Source organism: Solibacillus sp. CAU 1738 (assembly GCF_039888725.1).
Classification (GTDB): domain Bacteria; phylum Bacillota; class Bacilli; order Bacillales_A; family Planococcaceae; genus Metasolibacillus.
In genome coordinates, this window is record NZ_JBDQQN010000003.1 from 352938 (window position 1) to 371473 (window position 18536).

Sequence of the window (18536 nt, forward strand, 5' to 3'; positions counted from 1 at the left end):
ACGGGGTTCCGTCGCCTTTTTTTATACTGCTAAAAACTTTTCTAATTTTTCTTGAGTAAGAAGGTTACCTACGAAGAAGGCTCCGAATTCACCGTATCGAGCTGAAACCTCATCAAAACGCATTTCATATACTAATTTTTTGAATTGTAATACGTCGTCTGCAAATAATGTTACGCCCCACTCGTGATCGTCGAAGCCTACAGAACCAGTAATGATTTGCTTTACTTTACCTGCATAACCGCGACCAATCATCCCGTGAGAACGCATTAAACTTTTGCGATCATCCATAGAAAGCATATACCAGTTGTCGTTGCCTTGACGGCGCTTGTCCATTGGATAGAAGCACACATATTGAGAACGCGGCAATTCTGGATATAGTCGCGCACGCACATGTGGATTTTGATATGGATCTTCATTCGATTCGCCAGCTAAATAGTTGGAAAGTTCCACTACAGATACGTAAGAGTATGCTGGAATGGTGAAATCAGCAATCGCAAGTTTATTGAACTCAGCTTCAAGCTCTTGTAATTCGTCCATTGTTTCACGTAAAGTCATAAGCATAAAATCAGCCTTTTGACCAACAATCGAATAAAAAGCATGAGCACCTGTTTTAGCTACATCTGCTTCATTTAATTTTTCTAAGTATGCAATGAATTCATTTACAGCTTCTTCACGTTCCTTGGCAGAAACTAATTTCCAAGAAGCCCAGTCAATTGAACGGAAATCATGTAGTACGTACCAGCCATCTAATGTAATTGCTGCTTCATTCATATATAAACACTCCTTATAATTGAAAATGATTCACAATCAGTGTAGCATAATTTGCCTGGAAATACGTTGCCTCATAACGCTTAATGCACTATGTCACGAATTTGCCACGACTTTTCAAGGTTTACATGTTGCGGTATGCTTAAGTAGATATCTTTGCGAGGAGAAACAATATGAACAATATAATGATGCCCCAAAAATGGCGTTTAATAGATGAATCAAATATGCAAAACCGCTCGCCCCTTGAATCATTTGCGATGGATGATACGCTTTGCCATTTAGTAGGTCAACAGCTAAGTTCGCCTACAATTCGAACATGGGTACATAAAGAGTCCGTAGTGCTAGGAATTCAAGATCATCGCCTACCTTATATTCAGCAAGGAATGGCGTATTTAATAGCACAAAATTATCAACCAATTGTCCGCAATTCAGGCGGTCTCGCAGTAGTATTAGATCGTGGCGTACTAAATATTTCGCTTGTATTAAGTGAACATGAGCAAACTATTAGTATAAATACAGCGTTCGATTTAATGGTAAACTTTATAAAAGCGTTGTTCCCTGAAGCTGCTAATAAAATCGAAGCATATGAAATTATCGGCTCTTATTGTCCAGGTACATATGATTTAAGTATCGAAGGCAAGAAATTCGCCGGCATTTCACAGCGTCGAATGAAAGGCGGTATTGCAGTACAAATATATTTATGTATTGAAGGAAATGGCAGTGCGCGCGCGAAATTGATCAAACAATTTTATGAAATCGGCCTGCAAAACGCCGAAACGAAATTTGTTTATCCGAATGTGACACCACACGTAATGGCTTCGTTGCAAGAATTACTACGAACGGATATTACCGTTGCCGAAACGAATGTGCGTATTCAGCAATTACTAGAACAACGACGATTTGACTGGGAAATTGCACCTCTAACGGCGAGTGAAAGTGATTTATATGCCTATTATTTACAGCGTGTATTTGATCGCAATAAAAGTATGCTAGGTGAATGAAAAAAAGTGGCGAAGTTTATTGAACTTCGTCACTTTCTAAATTCCTTGGTGATGTTACGAGATTGCCGTTGCGTTCCATTTTAAAGACAGGTGCAACACGGTCTTCGTCACCTTCTAATGTTACGAGTCTACGTGCGCGGTTCATAATTTGTACGAACTGCTCGTAATCTTCACGAATTGCCGTATTTTCTTCTTGTAAATTGGCTAACTGCTGTTCTAGCTGACGTATTTTTTCCGTTGATGCATTTGCGATATGACGCCATTTTGTGTTTTCTACATCTGTTCCTGTTTGCTGTAGGCGCATTAAATACGTAATGATCACATCGAGTGATAGGGCTGATAATGGAATGGACGCCTGCTGAGTATTCTCGTCTTGTTGTAGTAAAAAGACACTTTGTGAACGTCTGCGTGCTGGATTTCCTAATACTCGCAATCTTTCTTTTCTTTCTTTTTTCGCTGAAGCTAAGTCTTGTTCGTATAATCTACGGACAACTGCATTCCAGCGAAAGCCACAAGCCGCTGCTGTACGATTAAGTGCATCGCCAGCCTCATCAAATGCATTAAGCTGAGTGCTACCTTCCTTTACATGTCGCAAAACTGCTTCTGCGAGTAATTCATCATTTTCTTTTAACCAAGCATCTTGTCTTACTTTCATTTTACTCCTCCTGCCATGTTCATAGTTTTATTGTTCAAAACTAAGCATGACCAATAGAGAAGGTGTTTATGCAATGAAATAAGATTTTTTGAGAAATTATTCTATTATTGTTCATACCTTTGACGGAGATAATGTATTTTCTCTTGTATGAAGATGCTTTCATAGGCTACAATATCTTGTAGTTAAAAGTGCAATGATTATTACTTCAATTAGAAAGGGTGTTGACAAAATGGCAAACGAATTCCGAGTTTGCGATGAATGTCAGGCCGTTAATTTAAAAACGTTAATTCCGAAATTAAAAGAGATTGATCCAGAAGCAACGATTGAAATTGGCTGTCATTCATACTGCGGTCCTGGCCGTAAAAAGACATTTACATTCGTAAATAGTAGACCAGTAGCTGCATTAACTGAAGATGAGTTAATGGAAAAAGTACTGGCCAAATTAAAAAAAGATTAAAAAGCCGCCAAAGCCCAAATTTGGTGGCTCTTTTTTTATGTATGCGTGCGACTTATTGTGGCTGATAACTATAACGAAAGTCCACTATAGGTCTTACAGTAGGCATTGTAAGTGAAAGGGGAAATATTGTGGATAAGAAGTAGCGTCGGTTTTCCTTTTTGCTATTTTTACATAAGAGTATTTATTAATATGCCGGATAGTTAAAGCGCCTATTTGAAGAAAAGTGTACGGTTAAATCAATCTTTGAAATTTAGTCTCCGGCGATATGATCTGGACTTAGTGTTAGTATTTCATTGGAGAGCGCTAGTAATCTGGCTAAGTGCTAGTATTTCCCTGTGAATGGCTAGTATTTCCTATTGGAGTGCTAGTAAAGAACCTGAAACAGCTAGTAAACCCGACGAAAGCGCTAGTATTGCAGCTAAGTGCTAGTATTACCCCGTGAATGGCTAGTATTTTCGACTTGAGAGCTAGTAAAGAGCCTGAAACAGCTAGTAAAACCCACTAAAGGGCAAGTATTGCAGCAAAGAGCTAGTATTTCCCCGTGAAAGGCTAGTATTTTCGAGTTGAGTGCTAGTAAAGAGCCTGAAACAGCTAGTAAAACCCACGAAAGGGCAAGTATTGCAGCAAAGAGCTAGTATTTCCCCGTGAGTAGCTAGTATTTTCGAGTTGAGTGCTAGTAAAGAGCCTGAAACAGCTAGTAAAACCACTAAAGGGCAAGTATTGCAGCTAAGTGCTAGTATTTCCACGTGAGTGGCTAGTATTTCCGACTTGAGAGCTAGTAAAGAACCTGAAACAGCTAGTAAAACCAACGGAAGAGCTAGTAATGCAGCTAAGTGCTAGTATTTCCCTGCGAATGGCTAGTATTTTCGACTGGAACGCTAGTAAAGAGCCTGAAATTGCTAGTAAACCCTACGAAAGCGCTAGTATTGCAGCAAAGAGCTAGTATTTCGCCGTGAGTGGCTAGTATTTTCGACTTGAGTGCTAGTAAAGAGGCTGAAACAGCTAGTAAAACCCACGAAAGGGCAAGTATTGCAGCAAAGAGCTAGTATTTCCCCGTGAATTGCTAGTGTTCCCCTTAAAGTCCCTTGTAAAACGAAAAATCTACTAACAATTCATTAATCTGTATCCGACTGCTTTGTTTTAGGAGAAAATCATGTACAATAAAAATAACGATACAATTAATGAAATGAGGTGGATCTATGAATAACTATGCAACAGCGAAACTAGCGGAGGAAAAAGTGTTTAAAGATCCGGTGCACCGTTATGTTCATGTGCGTGATCAAGCGATTTGGGATTTAATAGGTACACGTGAATTTCAACGTTTACGCAGAATTCGTCAGCTAGGTACGACGTATTTAGTATTTCATGGTGCCGAGCATAGCCGTTTTAACCATTCCCTTGGTGTGTATGAAATTGTGCGACGTATTATTGATGATGTGTTTGCGGGGAGACCGGAATGGGATAATAGTGAGCGGCTGCTCGTATTGTGCGCGGCTCTTCTACATGATTTAGGGCATGGGCCATTTTCTCATGCATTTGAAAATGTATTTGGAACAGATCATGAGGAATTTACCCGCAAGATTTTATTAGGGGAGACAGAAGTAAATGCGGTTTTACGTCGGGTAGCTGACGATTTCCCTGAAAAAGTAGCGCAAGTAATAGAAAAAACATATCCGAACCAGCTCGTTGTCAGTTTAATTTCCAGTCAAATTGATGCAGATCGCATGGACTATTTGCAACGAGATGCGTATTATACTGGAGTAAGTTACGGTCATTTTGATATGGAGCGCATCCTTCGCGTTATGCGCCCGCGTGATAATAAAGTCGTCATTAAATCGAGCGGAATGCATGCGGTAGAGGATTACATTATGTCTCGATATCAAATGTACTTGCAAATATACTTCCATCCTCTATCTCGTAGCGCGGAAGTCATATTAAATAATATTTTAAAACGTGTAAAATTATTAAGTGAAGAAGGTTACTGGTTCAAGCATGAGCCGGTTCATTTTAAACCATTTTTCAAAAATAAAATAATGTTAGAAGACTATATCTCTTTAGATGAAAGTATTATGCTAACATATTTTCAATTTTGGATGCAGGAAGAGGATGTTATATTAAGTGACTTATGCCGTCGATTTGTAAATCGGAAACTGTTTAAATACATTGATATGAACCCAGAAGAGGAACCTGAAAATTTTGAACGACTAAAACGATTAATTAAACAAGCTGGATTAGACCCAACATATTATGTGGTACACGACTCGACTTCAGACTTGCCATATGATTTATATCAACCGGGCAATACAACAGGCAAGTTACCGATCGTTTTACAAATGCAAAATGGGGAGTTACGTGAATTATCACAAGAAAGCTTTTTAGTCGATTCGATTGCGGGGCGTTTAAAAACAGATCATAAAGTTTTCTATCCGCCAGAGATACTTAAAGACAATACAGTAGATGAGCATCTAAAACAGGAGATTATTGCATTAATCAATAAATTAAAATGATGTTTTTTTGCTATAAATAAATACTTTCTTAATTACCAATATACCCGTAGTGAAAACGTGGTATATTGGTTTTTTTATTTTCTAATAAGCAAAGTGAGGGTAACTTAAAAGTACTATTAAATTCGCATAATATAAGTTTTTTTGACTATTAATAGGTCTTATTATTTACCGATAATATACTTTAAGTAAAGATGCGCAGCTATGTTGGGAGTATTGTACTCTTTCATAAATAATGCTTGAATTATAGTTAATATTGTTATTTTTACTAAATTTAATTACTTTATTTTGTATAATAGTAGAAAATAGCATCGAAGGGAGGTGAGGCAAATTATCGTTAGCGCATTACACCAAAAACTAAATACATGCAGCTATTTAAGTAGAATTTATTTAAACAGCAAGATAGCTTGCCTCTAACATTTCTTCGAGCTAACTATGTATTTACGCATGGCGACTAATAAATGAAGAAAGAGAGACTGCCCTTTTGTTTGCCGCAGTCCATTCTAAGCAGAATAGACAGCACGTCGTCAACAAACGTCAAATGGCACCTCTCTATTTCTGAAAAAGGAGAGAAATATGAAAAAACTAAATATCGCAATACTCATTGTGCTACTCGTCTTCCAAACGATCTTAAGCCCGATATCAGTGTTTGCGGATGGGGTTGATGTTGGTGAGGGTGTGACTTTACCAAATACTGAAGAAACTCAATCTAGCACCCCTTATAGTACTAATACTACATGTAATACACCGACTACATCTGGTGATTCAGCGACATTAGTCTCTGAAGCTTGTGTAATAAATGCTTCATTAACTAATTTCACTATGACAATCAATGGTGAGCCCATTAATACCTACGACCAACCATTGGAGCATGATCAAGAAGCAAAAATGACATTTTCATTTAATGCTGATTTAGATTATGGTCCCCAAGTAGGAGATTATTTTGAATTTGAATTGCCTCCCAATTTTTTGATTGACTTTAGTGATGCATTTAATGGAGGGGTAGGGAAATCAGAAATTGCACCTGGTTTTAGTTATGAAGCAGAATCTGGGAAAGTAAAAGTTACTTTAACAGATGTAGATTTACTTAAACATACGGGTGCTGATGTTCCAATTAGCTTTGACTTTACATCTAAGTTTAATTTGTCTGATAGAGATGAGAAATTAGATCAAGATTTTGAAGTTCCTGATGCAATAAAAGGATCTGATACTGTTAAAGTTACTTTCAAGCCTGGCACTGCAAATGAAAAAATGAAAAAATCTTCTACGTTAGGTGTTTATACAGGTGATGGCACGAACGGTACTGAATTAGGTGAGCGCTATATTGACTGGGAAGTATGGGTGAATGAAGCAGGTAAAAACCTATCATCAGCTAAATTAACAGATACACCTAAAGTTGGAAATACTAATGGTGGTCATGTTTTAAATAGTCTCATAACGGTAGAATCTTATGAAGTAGGATTAAAGAAAGTAGCAGATACTCCATCTGATTCAAATACCTATAAAGATTTTACTGAAATTACACTATCAGGTACTGATGCATATAAAATCACGTACCGAACAAAAATTACCCTTACTGATGAAGAGCGTGATGGAAAGCAATCATTTTCTAATACGATTGCTTTAACAGATACAGACACTGCGAATAATGAAAATACCACTTCAGGTGCGGTAACAACAACTTATGGTAAGGCACTCGATAAAAGTAAATTATCTGGAACAAACTACAGTTCAAAATGGGAAGTTCGCTACAATTATAATCAATTGAACATAGACGAAGCTGATGCATGGATTGAAGATAAACTTCCTGGTTCACATGTAATTAAACAAGAGTCGATTAAAGTGGATAAAGTTAGCGTTAAAGAAGATGGTACTTTTGATAAAGTATTAGAACCACAAAAAAAGGGTATTGATTATGATATAAGTGATGTTGTTGAGAATGGCAAGGTAGTAGGATTTAAACTTCAGTTTAAAAAGGATATTACAGATGCCTACCGTATCACATATGATGCAGAATACAAAAAAGATAACGGTCAAAAATTCTTTACTGATGCAAAAGAAGCTATTACGAATACGGTAACAAGTGGCACTGTATCCAGTGGTAAAACAGCTGGCCATACACTTACTGAGGGAATTTTAAAGAAAGAAAGAACTTCAGTAGATTTTAACAAAAAGGAAATTCTGTGGACAGTAACGATTAATAATGATCATCCTACAGAGGCTATTACAGGATTAACACTTACAGATACATTTGATACAGTTAATAAAACAGGAGTGCATACACTTGTCGATACGAGTAATAATGGTATTGTGGATCCAGACGACATCAGTGTAAGTGTAAGTACAGGTACTAAAAAACTGGATTCGAATGGTTTTACTATTGAAAACATGACAATCAATCCGAATAGTAGTGTTACAGTTACGTATAAAACCTCTTATGCTATTTCAGATGATGGATCAGTTACAAATAATGGATATGGTAATACAGCTGTCGCAACATGGAAAGATCCAGTTGATACGAGTAAAGAATATAAATTAACGAAAATAGCTGATTATACTCCAGCACCAGCAACTGCTAATAACGGTCGTAAAACTGGCTCATACGACTATGCAACACAAGAATTTACTTGGTTAGTACAAGTCAATACGAATAAGCGTGATATTCAAGGTGCGGTTTTAGCAGATACTTTAGGGGCAGGCCATGAAATTATAGCTGGGACTTTGGGTGTTTATAAAACAACTCTTGGCAGTGGAGACACAAGTGACTCAAAAGGAGATCGACTTGAAGAATTAACAGATTATACCTTATCGTATACAGAAGAATCAATTAAGGATAAAGCTCGTAAAACAGGTTATATGTTAACATTCAGTAATCCTTTGGCGTCGGGTAAAAATAACGAGGTATACTTAATTGAGTATAAAACAAAAGATATTGATAATATCGTTGGTATTGGTAGTGATGAACCAAAGTACGCTAATTCTGGTGATACCTATACAAATAGTGCTACTTTTACGACGACAACTACGCATACTTTAGAGTCAACGCCAGTACCAGTTAATAATGCCAATAACTTAATTGGTAAAACGGTTAGTGGTAATGTTAATAATAATAATACGGACATCCTAACGTGGACAATTGACGTGAATAAATCGCTTTCGGATTTAAAAAATGTAGTTGTAAAGGATAATCCTTCAGAAAGTTTAATGCTTATTCAAAGCTCAATTGAAATTAGTCAATATGATGTAAATACAAGTGGCGCAAATGCTTCGGAGAGCTGGAAAAAATTAAGTGATTCAAGTTTTGTCCACAGTTTTGAAAATGGTGGTTTCACAATTGACTTTGGTAATTTAGCTAAAGAGGGATACCAAGTACGTTATAAAACAATAGCTTTAGGTGATACAGGGCAAGCATTTGAAAATAATGCAGTGATTTTGTTTGATAACTCAGATAAATTAGCTGGAAACCAAGAAACTGATAAGCCAGTAAAAGAAAATTTAAGTTTTAGTACATCAAATGCTTCGATAGATATGACGAAGGGGAATTTAAAATTCTACAAAGTTGGTTTAGATCCAGCAACAGCTAAAAAATCAACATTACCAGGTGCAAAATTCCAGTTAATTAAAACAATTCGAGGCACTGAATATATCATTACAACTCAAGAATCGAATTCAGAAGGTGTTGTTGAGTTTAAAAACATTAATTATGGTTCTTATAAACTTAAAGAAATTGAAGCACCAGTAGGGTACGGATTAATGGCTGTGCGGGATGATATTGATCTGAATAAAAACACAGACACTAATAAAGTTCCTGAAAAATCGGAGGAATTAGTAAATGTAAAAGAAGTTTCGCCAGGCAACGTATGTGACTTCTTTACATTAACAGTTAAAGACATTAATGGTGCAACTGTTAATGACACCGACATTCTATTAAAAGATAGCAAGGGTAATGTGGTGTATGAAGGTGAAACAGGCCCCTCAGGTCAAGTAACTAATATTAAACGCCCTGGTGCTAGTGGTAGTGGTACAGAAGTTCAAGCTGGAGAATATGAGGTTATAAATAAAACTACTGACGATGAACTTGGAAATGTAGTAGTGAAATATGCAAAAGGCGAGTGTAATGGTGAAACAATAAAGGCCTGTCCAACATTCACTTTAACAATTAACCATCTTCCAACAGACTTAACTGGAAAAGAAGTGAAAATTACACACAATGGTACGGATGCTGAAGTCGTATTAGGTAATTTAACTAATGGTACAGTAACAGCTTCAGCGCCAGTTCCACAAGGCACATACACTGTATATGTAGATGATGAAAAAATGACTCAAACAATTACTGTAGACAAAAACTGTGAGGCAGAAATTACATTCGTTAAAGGGTGTCCTACATTCACATTAACAATTAATAGTCTACCAACAGAGTTAGTAGGAAAAGAAGTAACGATTAAAAAGGACGGTACAGGCACTCCTATAAGCTTAGGTAATATAGATGGTAGTAGCAAAGTAACTACAACTGCATTGCCAAGTGGGACATATACTGTATATGTAGATGGACAAGCAGTGACAGAAACAATTACTGTAGACGAAAAATGTGCTGCAGAAATTACTTTCGTAAAAGGATGTCCAACATTCGCTTTAACAATTAATGAACTTCCAACAGAACTATCTAGAAAAGAAGTAACGATTAAAAAGGATGGCACAGGCAATCCTATAAGTTTAGGGAATTTAGATGATAATGGCAAAGTAACGACAACTGCTTTACCAAGTGGCACATACACTGTATATGTAGATGGTCAAGCAATGGCTAAAACAGTTACTATAGACGAAAACTGTGCGGCAGTAATTACATTCGTAAAAGGATGTCCAACATTCACATTAACAATTAATAATTTAACAGCTGAAGATAACGGCAAAGCAGTAAAATTAGTTCCAGAAAACAATGAGTCTGAGATTACTATAGGGACTATTAGTTCAACAGGTACTATGACATTCTCAACATCGGCAGTTCCTGGAGGTGTATATACAGTCTTTATTGATGGTGAAGAACTATTCGGTAAAGTTACTGTAAACTCTCAAGAGGGCTGTAATGGAACGGTGAATACTATTAAAGCTTGTTCTCAATTTACACTAACAGTTAATCAAAGTGATGGCGTTAACCAAGTTGGTGAAGGTGTTAAAGTTGTAATTAAAACAACTAACGGAGATTATGTTACAGAAGGTGAAACGGATGCTAGCGGGCAAATTATTTTTAAAGATAAAACACAGCTAGTAGAAGGTACAAAATATGATGTTTACAATAGTGCTGAAGTAAAGCTAGGTAGCATCGATGTAACATATGAAGAAGGTAAGTGTGCTGGTAGTGTAAACGTGCCTGCAAACGCCTGCCCAGACTTCACCCTAACAATCCAAGATGTAAATGGTATAGGTCGTGAAAATGTATCATTCGAAATCAAAGATGTTACGGGCACAATATCAATAGCAACTGGCATAACAGGTACAGCTGGTAAAGCAACAATTCCATACACTGTGGAACCAGGTACTTACAAAGTATATGAAGGTGAAACGGAGCTAGGTGAAATTACTGTTACTGATTGTAAAGCAACAGTGAAACCTGAGCCACCAGTTACTCCACCAGGTCCAGGAGGCGGCGGTTCAACACCACCACCAACGGAAACACCAGATACACCAGGCGAGGAGAATCCAAAACCTGAAACACCAGGTAAACCAGGCGAGGAGAATCCAAAACCTGAAACACCAGGTAAACCAGGCGAGGAGAATCCAAAACCTGAAACACCAGGTAAACCAGGAGAAGAGAACCCAAAACCTGACAAGCCAGGTAAGCCAGGCGAAGAAACACCAAAACCGGAAAAACCAACTTCACCTGACCTAGATAAGGTAATTGAAAAAATACCATCACTACCAGGCGTTGTTCCATCAAAACCGGTACCGGGAGAATCAACTGATACACCGAAATATGAAGTACCAAATATTCCACAAATTGTTGAGGAATTAAAGAAAGACCCAACAAAGTTAATTCAAACAAATGAAGAGCTGAAAGAGTTTATCGACATGTACAATAATTTATCGCCAGAACAACAAGCTGAAATCGATAAATTAATTGATATGGATGCTTTAAAAAATCTTCAAGCTCAACTGGATAAAGAAGCTGCAAAATTACTAGCTGCAAATAAAGACCAAGAAAAACTACCACAAACTGATAATGCAAACCAAACAGGTATGATGCTTGTTGGATTATTATTAGTAGGTATGAGTCTTGTGTTATTACGTCGCAAATGGGCTTCTTCAGCAAAATAATGCAAAAACCCTTAAGTAGCGGAAATTCCGACTGCTTAAGGGTTTTTCTTTGAATGCGGTATGCTTTGGATATTTCACGATATCCAGCAAATATTTTACGATAAGTTGGGGATATTTCACGATATCCAGCAAATATTTTACGATAAGTCGGGGACAATTCACGATATCTATCCAATATCTCATATTTCAATAGTTGGTAAGGTTTTCTGGGGGGCTGTCGAGATCATATGTGTTTGTGAAGTTCGCTTGGACGAGGAGGCGGCGTGTCCCTTCCTCTGCACATGTGATGAGTGTCAGTTGCGTTTTGTCTGCCGCGTCATCAATAACATGGACGTCCGTTGCTTCGATTACTTCGATCATGCTTATTTCGTATTCAAAAATGGTATGTAAGTCCGTTAAATAAATTTTGTCGCCGATTTGTGCATGATAAAGAGGACTAAAAAGAATATCCTTTTCCTCGAAAAAATGCCCAGCGAGTGCGTAATTACCTTGTCCCATTACTTGCTCCGGCTTCATCGTTCCTGCTCCGACTGCCAATACATCATTGCCAACGCCTTTTAAAATAGGTAGCTCAAGCTCGACATCGGGGATGACGATACTACCAATCACAGGCAAGTTTTTACTATTCGCCTGTGCCTTTAGTACATCTACAATCGACAATGATTGCACGGCTTCAAATGTAAAATCCACGTCAAGTGCGTCGTTATGGTCCATTGCAGCGAGGGTTGTTGGTGTTAAATTAGTACTCAATCGGTTGACGAGAAATGCCTGAATTGGATTGATAAAAATTAACGCAAGCCCCACAACGAGCAATGCGAGTATAGCGACTATACTAATAATCGAACGGAATTTTTTCATGTCATCACCTCAAAAAAATAGAACATCGAAAAGAAATAAGGTCAATAAAAATTGAAATTTGGTCAATAGAATTCAAAATAAGGTCAATAGAATCCACAATAAGGTCAATAGAATTCAAAATAAGGTCAATAGTATCCGAAATTGCCTCGCACTCCGAAAAGTCCAATAGTACCTCACAATTAATCAATAGCATCCCCAAAAATTCAAAAGCCTCAACGAAAAGTCCAATAACACACAAAAATCCACAGCTTCAGCCAACATAAAAACAAGGGCTGCTCCTAAGTTTTTACTTACGGCACAGCCCTGTTCTTATTTTACCTTATAATGCTTATTTATCCATTTGCAGAACGCCTGCAGTTGCGTAATGATTTTTAGGCATTTCTTCAATGATAATTGATACGTTTTCTTTTGGTGCATTTACTGTTTTGGATACAGCTTCTGTTACTTCTTGTACTAGTGCTCGTTTTTGCTCGTCTGTTCGACCTTCTAGCATTTTCACTGTTACGATTGGCATATGATTGCCCCCCCATATATAATTTAGTGTATATTATACATAATAGCTTATACGGAGGGATTTACAATGGCGAATGAAGAAAAACCAAAACAAAAAATGGGATTTACTATAATAAAAAACGATCCAACTGATGGACATAAAGGCTTCGGAATTGGCTCGCTAACACTCGAAAACGTATCACCAGTTATTATTGATGTAGCAGAAAAAACAGCTATTGTTGATATCGGTGCCATGCATGCGAAAAGCGATGTCGAAAGAGGCATTAAATTTACAACAAACCGCGCTGATTCAGAAGGCGGCAAAGACTACTGGCTTGTATGGGTAACGATTGATCATAAAGAGGATGGAGCTTATTTTGCTGGTGTTGCCGCTTGTGAAATGGTCGTGAATCGTGAGAAACGCCGTGGTTATAAAGTTTTGGCTGATCATGTAAATCGTATGGATAAATCGATGAAACGTCGCATTCTTGTTGATTTTATGGACGATGAGTCGAAGCAAGTACTAGCAAACTTCCTACAACAACATAATAAGGAAATGTGGGAGCGTAGTGAAGAAAAATTACACAATGATTTGAAAGTGCTATAGTAGAAAAATATTCTGCGTCAATCATTTCAAGTAAAATAAGTAATAATACGTGAACAAACTGTGACAATTACTTTACTCTACTAGAAGGTAGTTGAAAGTGCATAGGAAAAAAAGTAAACTTGACCTATAGCTTACAATTAGTGGGCTAGGACACTTGGCGAAACGAAAAGCGATGAGAGCTATGCGGCATTTGAACAATCCCAAGCCGAATGCCCCATGATTCTCATGCTTTCGCTTGCCATAAAAGAAAGCTCTTTCTTTCCACGGAAACTGTTATTCCGGGGAAGAAAGAGCTTTTTTGAATTTCCGAAATACGTTTTTACATAAAGCGTCTTTTTTTGAGGAGGGCTCTATGTTCTATATCATAAAACGTATTAATTCCCCCAAAGGTTGCGAAATGCTTCGAAGTCAAATAAATCTCTGAAATCTCCCCACGAATCGGGCTCGAAAAATTGAAACATCGTGCAATTATCAGTTGGAACATCTTCCTTTTTCAAATACACAAGCCGTTGTTTTGGACAGGCATTTGTAGCAAGCTTGCCTGTCTCAATGTCGATAACAACACCCTCAACTCCAGCTGGTACTTTAAATAATTCATTTGCTTTGCCAGCGTTCACCGTTTCCATAAAATCAATCCATACTTGTTTGGATGCTGCCATATCTTCTTGAACGGACAGTGTTTTGCCTTGGTCGTAGCCGTTCCAAACGCCAGCTGTAATACTTGGTGTGTAGCCGATTAGCCATTGGTCACTAATAGTTGTTCCCGATTTCGCTGCATAAGTATGCGTCATTCGGCCACGAAGCGAAACACCAGTAGCAGGTGAATAATCGCTATAAACAGGATCAAATATTCCTGTCATCATATCTGTTAAAAGATAAGCATCTTGTTCAGATAAAATGCGTTTTGCTGTCGGTTTTTTATATTTATATACGACTTCCCCTTTTGCGTTTTCGATTGATAGGATCGTTGTTGCTTTACGTTCTTCACCGCCTGCAGCAACTGTATTATAGGCACTAGTTAAGTTATATAACGTTGTTTCGATTGTACCAAGCGCAATTGATGGATTCTCCTCATTTGTATATTCTAAATTAAAGCGCTTTAGCATTTCGCGAAACGGTTTATAGCCGATTTGCTCGAGTGTTTTTACCGCATAAATATTATCAGAAATCGCGATTGCTTGTGCGAGTGACATTTCATGATCAGCAAACTGGCCGTTAACGTTTTGTGGCTTATATGTGGCGCGTCCGTTATCGTACGTAAAAGTGGTTTCGCTAACATCCATAAACGTCATTGGTGTAAACCCGTTTTCAAGTGCTGCCGCATATAAAATGGGTTTGATTGCTGAGCCAGGCTGTCTTTTACCAAGTGTTACCCGGTTAAATGAACTTGTACTATAATCACGTCCCCCAACAAGTGCTGTTACATACCCTGTATCTACATCCATACTAACAAAGGCAGCTTGCAGATCATTTTGCGGCATATTTTTTTGTACTGCCTGTTCAGCGGCTTTTTGATGTGCTTGATTCAATGTTGTTTTAATTGTCCAGCCGCCTTCACTAACATTTAAATTTTTTGTTTCTAAAATCTCACTTGCTTCTTTCCAAACAACATCTAAGAAATATGGTGCAATGGATTTGCCTGTTACCCAATCACTGTTTTTATACACTAATTGTTCACTTGTAGCACGGTTTTTTTCTTCCATCGTAATTTTTTGCTGCTCTTCCATTAAATTAAGAATAAGCTTCTGACGGTTTGTTGCTTTTTCGATATTAGCAATTGGTGAATAAATACTAGGTCCTTTCGGGATCCCCGCAAGCATAGCCGCTTCAGCGAGTGTCAATTCACTAGCTGATTTACCGAAATAGTAGCGGCTCGCTGCTTCAGCTCCGTACATGCCATGACCGTAATAAACAGTATTTAAATAACCTTCTAAAATCTCATCCTTCGAATAAAAGATTTCGAGACGGTATGCATAGAGTGCCTCGTTAATTTTCCTCGTCCATGTTTTTTCATGTGTTAAATATAAATTTCGTGCATATTGCTGCGTAAGTGTACTCGCTCCTTGAACTTTACTACCTGCTTTAATATCTGCTAGAATAGCCCCTGCAATTCGTGAAAAATCAAAACCGCTATGCTCATAAAAATCTTTGTCCTCTACGGCAATCGTTGCATCGATTAAATATGGAGATATTTCATCAAGTCCTACCCAGTAGCGACGTTCAGAAGTATAATAATCGCCTATTTGGTGGTTCTGGCTATCTAAAAATACAGAAGCTTTCGGCACTGTTATTGGTGGTGCACCAGCAATTTGTGCATAAATTCTAAGCGAAGCAAATGAAACCGCGATAGCGCATAGTAAAGCGACTGTAAATAATGCTACTTTTTTTGTCCTTCGCTTACGTTTTTGCTTACGAATATAGTATTGTCTTTTCATTTACAATCACCTCGGTTTCTATAATTAATCATAGTATGTGTCTGAGAATTGATTTTTCATACTAAGTTCGTATAAAAACTATTGCACTTTATGCAAAAACATCTATACTTTTTTGTATTGCCATAATTATACGAACAATTGTTCATAAAAGTTTCATTTGGCGCTATAGCTGTGTTACGAAAGTATTAATTTCGACAAAATAATTTTAGTAGGTGAGTATCCAGTGAGATTTGATGAAACGTATTCAGGGAATGTATTTATTAAAAGTCATCCGAATTATGGCGAATCAAAAGCCGTTTTATATGGCATGCCGATGGATTGGACAGTAAGTTATCGTCCTGGTTCAAGATTTGGTCCTACGCGTATTCGCGAAGTATCGATTGGACTTGAAGAATACAGCCCGTATTTAGATCGTGAATTAGATGAAGTGAAGTTTTTTGATGCGGGTGATATTCCATTGCCATTCGGAAATCCGAAAAAATCTTTAGAAGAAATCAAAACGTTCGTTCGAAAAGTGCTTGCTGATGGCAAAGTACCCATTGGCATGGGCGGAGAGCATTTAGTGTCACTCCCTGTAATGGAAGCTATGTACGAAAAATATAATGACCTTGCGATTATTCACTTTGATGCGCATACAGATTTGCGCACAGATTATGAAGGCGAGCCGTATTCACATGCAACACCAATCCGGAAAATTGCTGAACATATTGGGCCGCATAATGTCTATTCATTTGGTATCCGTTCAGGGCTTAAGGAAGAATTCATTTGGGCAAAGGAAAATGGTATGCACATTTCAAAATTTGAAGTGTTGGAGCCTTTAAAAGAAATTTTGCCAATACTTACTGGCCGCAATGTGTATGTCACAATTGATATTGATGTGCTAGATCCGTCTCATGCGCCAGGCACAGGAACGGTTGATTGCGGTGGTATAACAACGAAAGAGCTACTTGCATCAATTCATGCGATTGCAGGTAGTGGAGTGAATGTTGTAGGTTTTGATTTGGTAGAAGTTGCACCAATTTACGATACATCCGAAATGACAGCGAATACAGCAAGTAAGCTAATTCGTGAGATGATATTAGGCTGGGTGAAATAGAAATACTTTATTGAGAGGGTTGTCGCGGGGAAAGTGTTTGCAATAAAGCAGCTATAACAATCGCGAATAATACTTAGCTAAGTAAAATAATATAAACCGTCGTCTCACAAAGTATGTGAGATGACGGTTTTTTTGTGTGTAAGTAAGCGCGAATAAGGGAGAGTGCACGCAACGGTAGAAAAAGCGCACGCAAGTCGAGTGAAAGCGAACACCCTACTTAAAGTAAACTCCATCCTTACTCACAAACTTAATCCATCGATAAATTATTTGCATGCAGTACATTATTACGACCCATTTCCATATGACAATGGGTTTCCGTCCCTTTTTGAATTAGTGTTTTGATATCTGTGCCATTATCGGGCGCAGAAACAATACTAATAGACGTTGTAATATGTAAAGTTGTCTCTCTGGAAGTAGTAAACGTATGAGTTGCAATTAATTTATTAATATTATGTGCTTCATAGATTGCGTAGGCAGGAGCTAATTCATGAATAATGACAATGAATTCCTCTCCACCTGAACGCCCGGCAAAAGCGCCATTTTTCTGGGCGTACTTTGTTAATAATTGTCCCATTTGAACAAGTACTTCATCACCAATCGTGCTGCCATAATTTAAATTAATATGTTTAAACTGATTAATATCGATATATAAAATGTGAAAAGATTTTTTTTTCGATAATAGGTAATTAATCTGTTTTTCGATTGCAATATTATTCGGTAGCTGTGTCATGAAATCCCTATACATTAAATAATTTGTTGAATGCAGTTGTTCGCTTGAATATTTAATATGATTTATAGCAATAAAAATTATATAAAATGCCGTACATGAGAACATGATGTAAATTGTAACGACTGCATGTGCTGTTATATCAAAGGTAAGCGAGAAGTGGTGAAAAATTAACAGCACGATTTCAAGAGTAATGACCCAAAAATATTTAAAAATATTATTATATGTAAATTCGAAAAAATACCCAATATACGCAATGATTATTACAATTAATAGGAAATTTATATTAAGTGCCAGCGTAAAGTTGTATATATCGGGTAGAAAAAAACGACTTATGAACATAATTAAGCCACTTACTAATACGGCAATAGGACCACCAAGTAAACCACTAAAAAGCAGCGGAATAATGCGCGCATTGATTATAATTCCGTATGCGATAGGAAAAGAAATGGTCATTAAAATAATCCCGTTAACGCCGAATGCGATACCAATTAAAATGGGTTTCAATATAGGAAATCGATCGTTTTTATTAAAATAATAAAGATAAAGCCAATAAATTAGCACTGTAAAAGTGAATAGAATACAAAAATCTACTAGTAAATCAATAATCATAGGTAACTCCTT

Annotated in this window: 12 protein-coding genes; 6 read left to right on the plus strand and 6 right to left on the minus strand. The window is 37.3% G+C overall.

The features are described from left to right. Positions 1-21 precede the first annotated feature (21 nt). The gene (gene hemQ / locus AAFN87_RS11230) at positions 22-771 is read right to left on the minus strand and encodes a hydrogen peroxide-dependent heme synthase (protein WP_347791153.1); all 750 of its coding nucleotides are present in this window, start codon (positions 769-771) and stop codon (positions 22-24) included. Positions 772-941: 170 nt separating this feature from the next. On the opposite strand from hemQ, the gene AAFN87_RS11235 reads away from it, so the two are divergent. Continuing rightward, positions 942-1769: a lipoate--protein ligase family protein gene (locus tag AAFN87_RS11235; protein WP_347791154.1), complete on the plus strand. Its 828-nt coding sequence runs from the start codon at positions 942-944 to the stop codon at positions 1767-1769. A 16-nt stretch (positions 1770-1785) separates the two neighbouring features. On the opposite strand, the gene AAFN87_RS11240 is transcribed toward AAFN87_RS11235, so the two are convergent. Continuing rightward, positions 1786-2424, minus strand: coding sequence for an RsfA family transcriptional regulator (locus tag AAFN87_RS11240; RefSeq protein WP_347791155.1), 639 nt, complete (start codon positions 2422-2424; stop codon positions 1786-1788). A 229-nt stretch (positions 2425-2653) separates the two neighbouring features. Here AAFN87_RS11240 and AAFN87_RS11245 point away from each other — a divergent pair, with 229 nt between their 5' ends. The 3 genes from AAFN87_RS11245 to AAFN87_RS11255 all read left to right on the plus strand — a co-directional run bounded on the left by AAFN87_RS11245 (position 2654) and on the right by AAFN87_RS11255 (position 11697). Further along, the gene (locus AAFN87_RS11245; RefSeq protein WP_347791156.1) at positions 2654-2881 is read left to right on the plus strand and encodes a YuzB family protein; all 228 of its coding nucleotides are present in this window, start codon (positions 2654-2656) and stop codon (positions 2879-2881) included. A gap of 1199 nt (positions 2882-4080) precedes the next feature. Continuing rightward, a complete protein-coding gene (locus AAFN87_RS11250; protein WP_347791157.1) occupies positions 4081-5388 on the plus strand; it encodes an HD domain-containing protein in 1308 nt (435 codons plus the stop codon). Positions 5389-5961: 573 nt separating this feature from the next. Continuing rightward, the gene (locus AAFN87_RS11255) at positions 5962-11697 is read left to right on the plus strand and encodes a collagen binding domain-containing protein (protein WP_347791158.1); all 5736 of its coding nucleotides are present in this window, start codon (positions 5962-5964) and stop codon (positions 11695-11697) included. Between the two features lie 186 nt (positions 11698-11883). Here AAFN87_RS11255 and AAFN87_RS11260 read toward each other — a convergent pair whose 3' ends face one another. Beyond that, the gene (locus tag AAFN87_RS11260) at positions 11884-12555 is read right to left on the minus strand and encodes a class A sortase (RefSeq protein ID WP_347791159.1); all 672 of its coding nucleotides are present in this window, start codon (positions 12553-12555) and stop codon (positions 11884-11886) included. A 328-nt stretch (positions 12556-12883) separates the two neighbouring features. Next, positions 12884-13069 carry a 2-hydroxymuconate tautomerase gene (locus tag AAFN87_RS11265; RefSeq protein ID WP_347791160.1) on the minus strand — a complete coding sequence of 62 codons (186 nt, stop codon included), beginning with the start codon at positions 13067-13069 and terminating at the stop codon, positions 12884-12886. A 66-nt stretch (positions 13070-13135) separates the two neighbouring features. Here AAFN87_RS11265 and AAFN87_RS11270 point away from each other — a divergent pair, with 66 nt between their 5' ends. Further along, a complete protein-coding gene (locus AAFN87_RS11270; RefSeq protein WP_347791161.1) occupies positions 13136-13654 on the plus strand; it encodes a YwhD family protein in 519 nt (172 codons plus the stop codon). Positions 13655-14028: 374 nt separating this feature from the next. Here AAFN87_RS11270 and AAFN87_RS11275 read toward each other — a convergent pair whose 3' ends face one another. Beyond that, positions 14029-16089 carry a transglycosylase domain-containing protein gene (locus tag AAFN87_RS11275; RefSeq protein WP_347791162.1) on the minus strand — a complete coding sequence of 687 codons (2061 nt, stop codon included), beginning with the start codon at positions 16087-16089 and terminating at the stop codon, positions 14029-14031. A gap of 223 nt (positions 16090-16312) precedes the next feature. Here AAFN87_RS11275 and speB point away from each other — a divergent pair, with 223 nt between their 5' ends. Beyond that, entirely contained in the window at positions 16313-17185 is an 873-nt protein-coding gene (gene speB, locus AAFN87_RS11280) for an agmatinase (RefSeq protein WP_347791163.1), read from the plus strand. Between the two features lie 247 nt (positions 17186-17432). Here speB and AAFN87_RS11285 read toward each other — a convergent pair whose 3' ends face one another. Then, positions 17433-18524: a diguanylate cyclase gene (locus AAFN87_RS11285; protein WP_347791164.1), complete on the minus strand. Its 1092-nt coding sequence runs from the start codon at positions 18522-18524 to the stop codon at positions 17433-17435. Positions 18525-18536: the final 12 nt, after the last annotated feature.

Bases quoted from the DNA above. Each gene is read 5' to 3' on its own strand.
- AAFN87_RS11235 (WP_347791154.1), top strand. From the start codon at position 942: ATGAACAATATAATGATGCCCCAAAAATGGCGTTTAATAGATGAATCA.
- AAFN87_RS11265 (WP_347791160.1), bottom strand. From the start codon at position 13,069: ATGCCAATCGTAACAGTGAAAATGCTAGAAGGTCGAACAGACGAGCAA.
- AAFN87_RS11240 (WP_347791155.1), bottom strand. From the start codon at position 2,424: ATGAAAGTAAGACAAGATGCTTGGTTAAAAGAAAATGATGAATTACTC.
- AAFN87_RS11245 (WP_347791156.1), top strand. From the start codon at position 2,654: ATGGCAAACGAATTCCGAGTTTGCGATGAATGTCAGGCCGTTAATTTA.
- AAFN87_RS11250 (WP_347791157.1), top strand. From the start codon at position 4,081: ATGAATAACTATGCAACAGCGAAACTAGCGGAGGAAAAAGTGTTTAAA.
- AAFN87_RS11285 (WP_347791164.1), bottom strand. From the start codon at position 18,524: ATGATTATTGATTTACTAGTAGATTTTTGTATTCTATTCACTTTTACA.
- AAFN87_RS11270 (WP_347791161.1), top strand. From the start codon at position 13,136: ATGGCGAATGAAGAAAAACCAAAACAAAAAATGGGATTTACTATAATA.
- hemQ (WP_347791153.1), bottom strand. From the start codon at position 771: ATGAATGAAGCAGCAATTACATTAGATGGCTGGTACGTACTACATGAT.
- AAFN87_RS11275 (WP_347791162.1), bottom strand. From the start codon at position 16,089: ATGAAAAGACAATACTATATTCGTAAGCAAAAACGTAAGCGAAGGACA.
- AAFN87_RS11255 (WP_347791158.1), top strand. From the start codon at position 5,962: ATGAAAAAACTAAATATCGCAATACTCATTGTGCTACTCGTCTTCCAA.
- AAFN87_RS11260 (WP_347791159.1), bottom strand. From the start codon at position 12,555: ATGAAAAAATTCCGTTCGATTATTAGTATAGTCGCTATACTCGCATTG.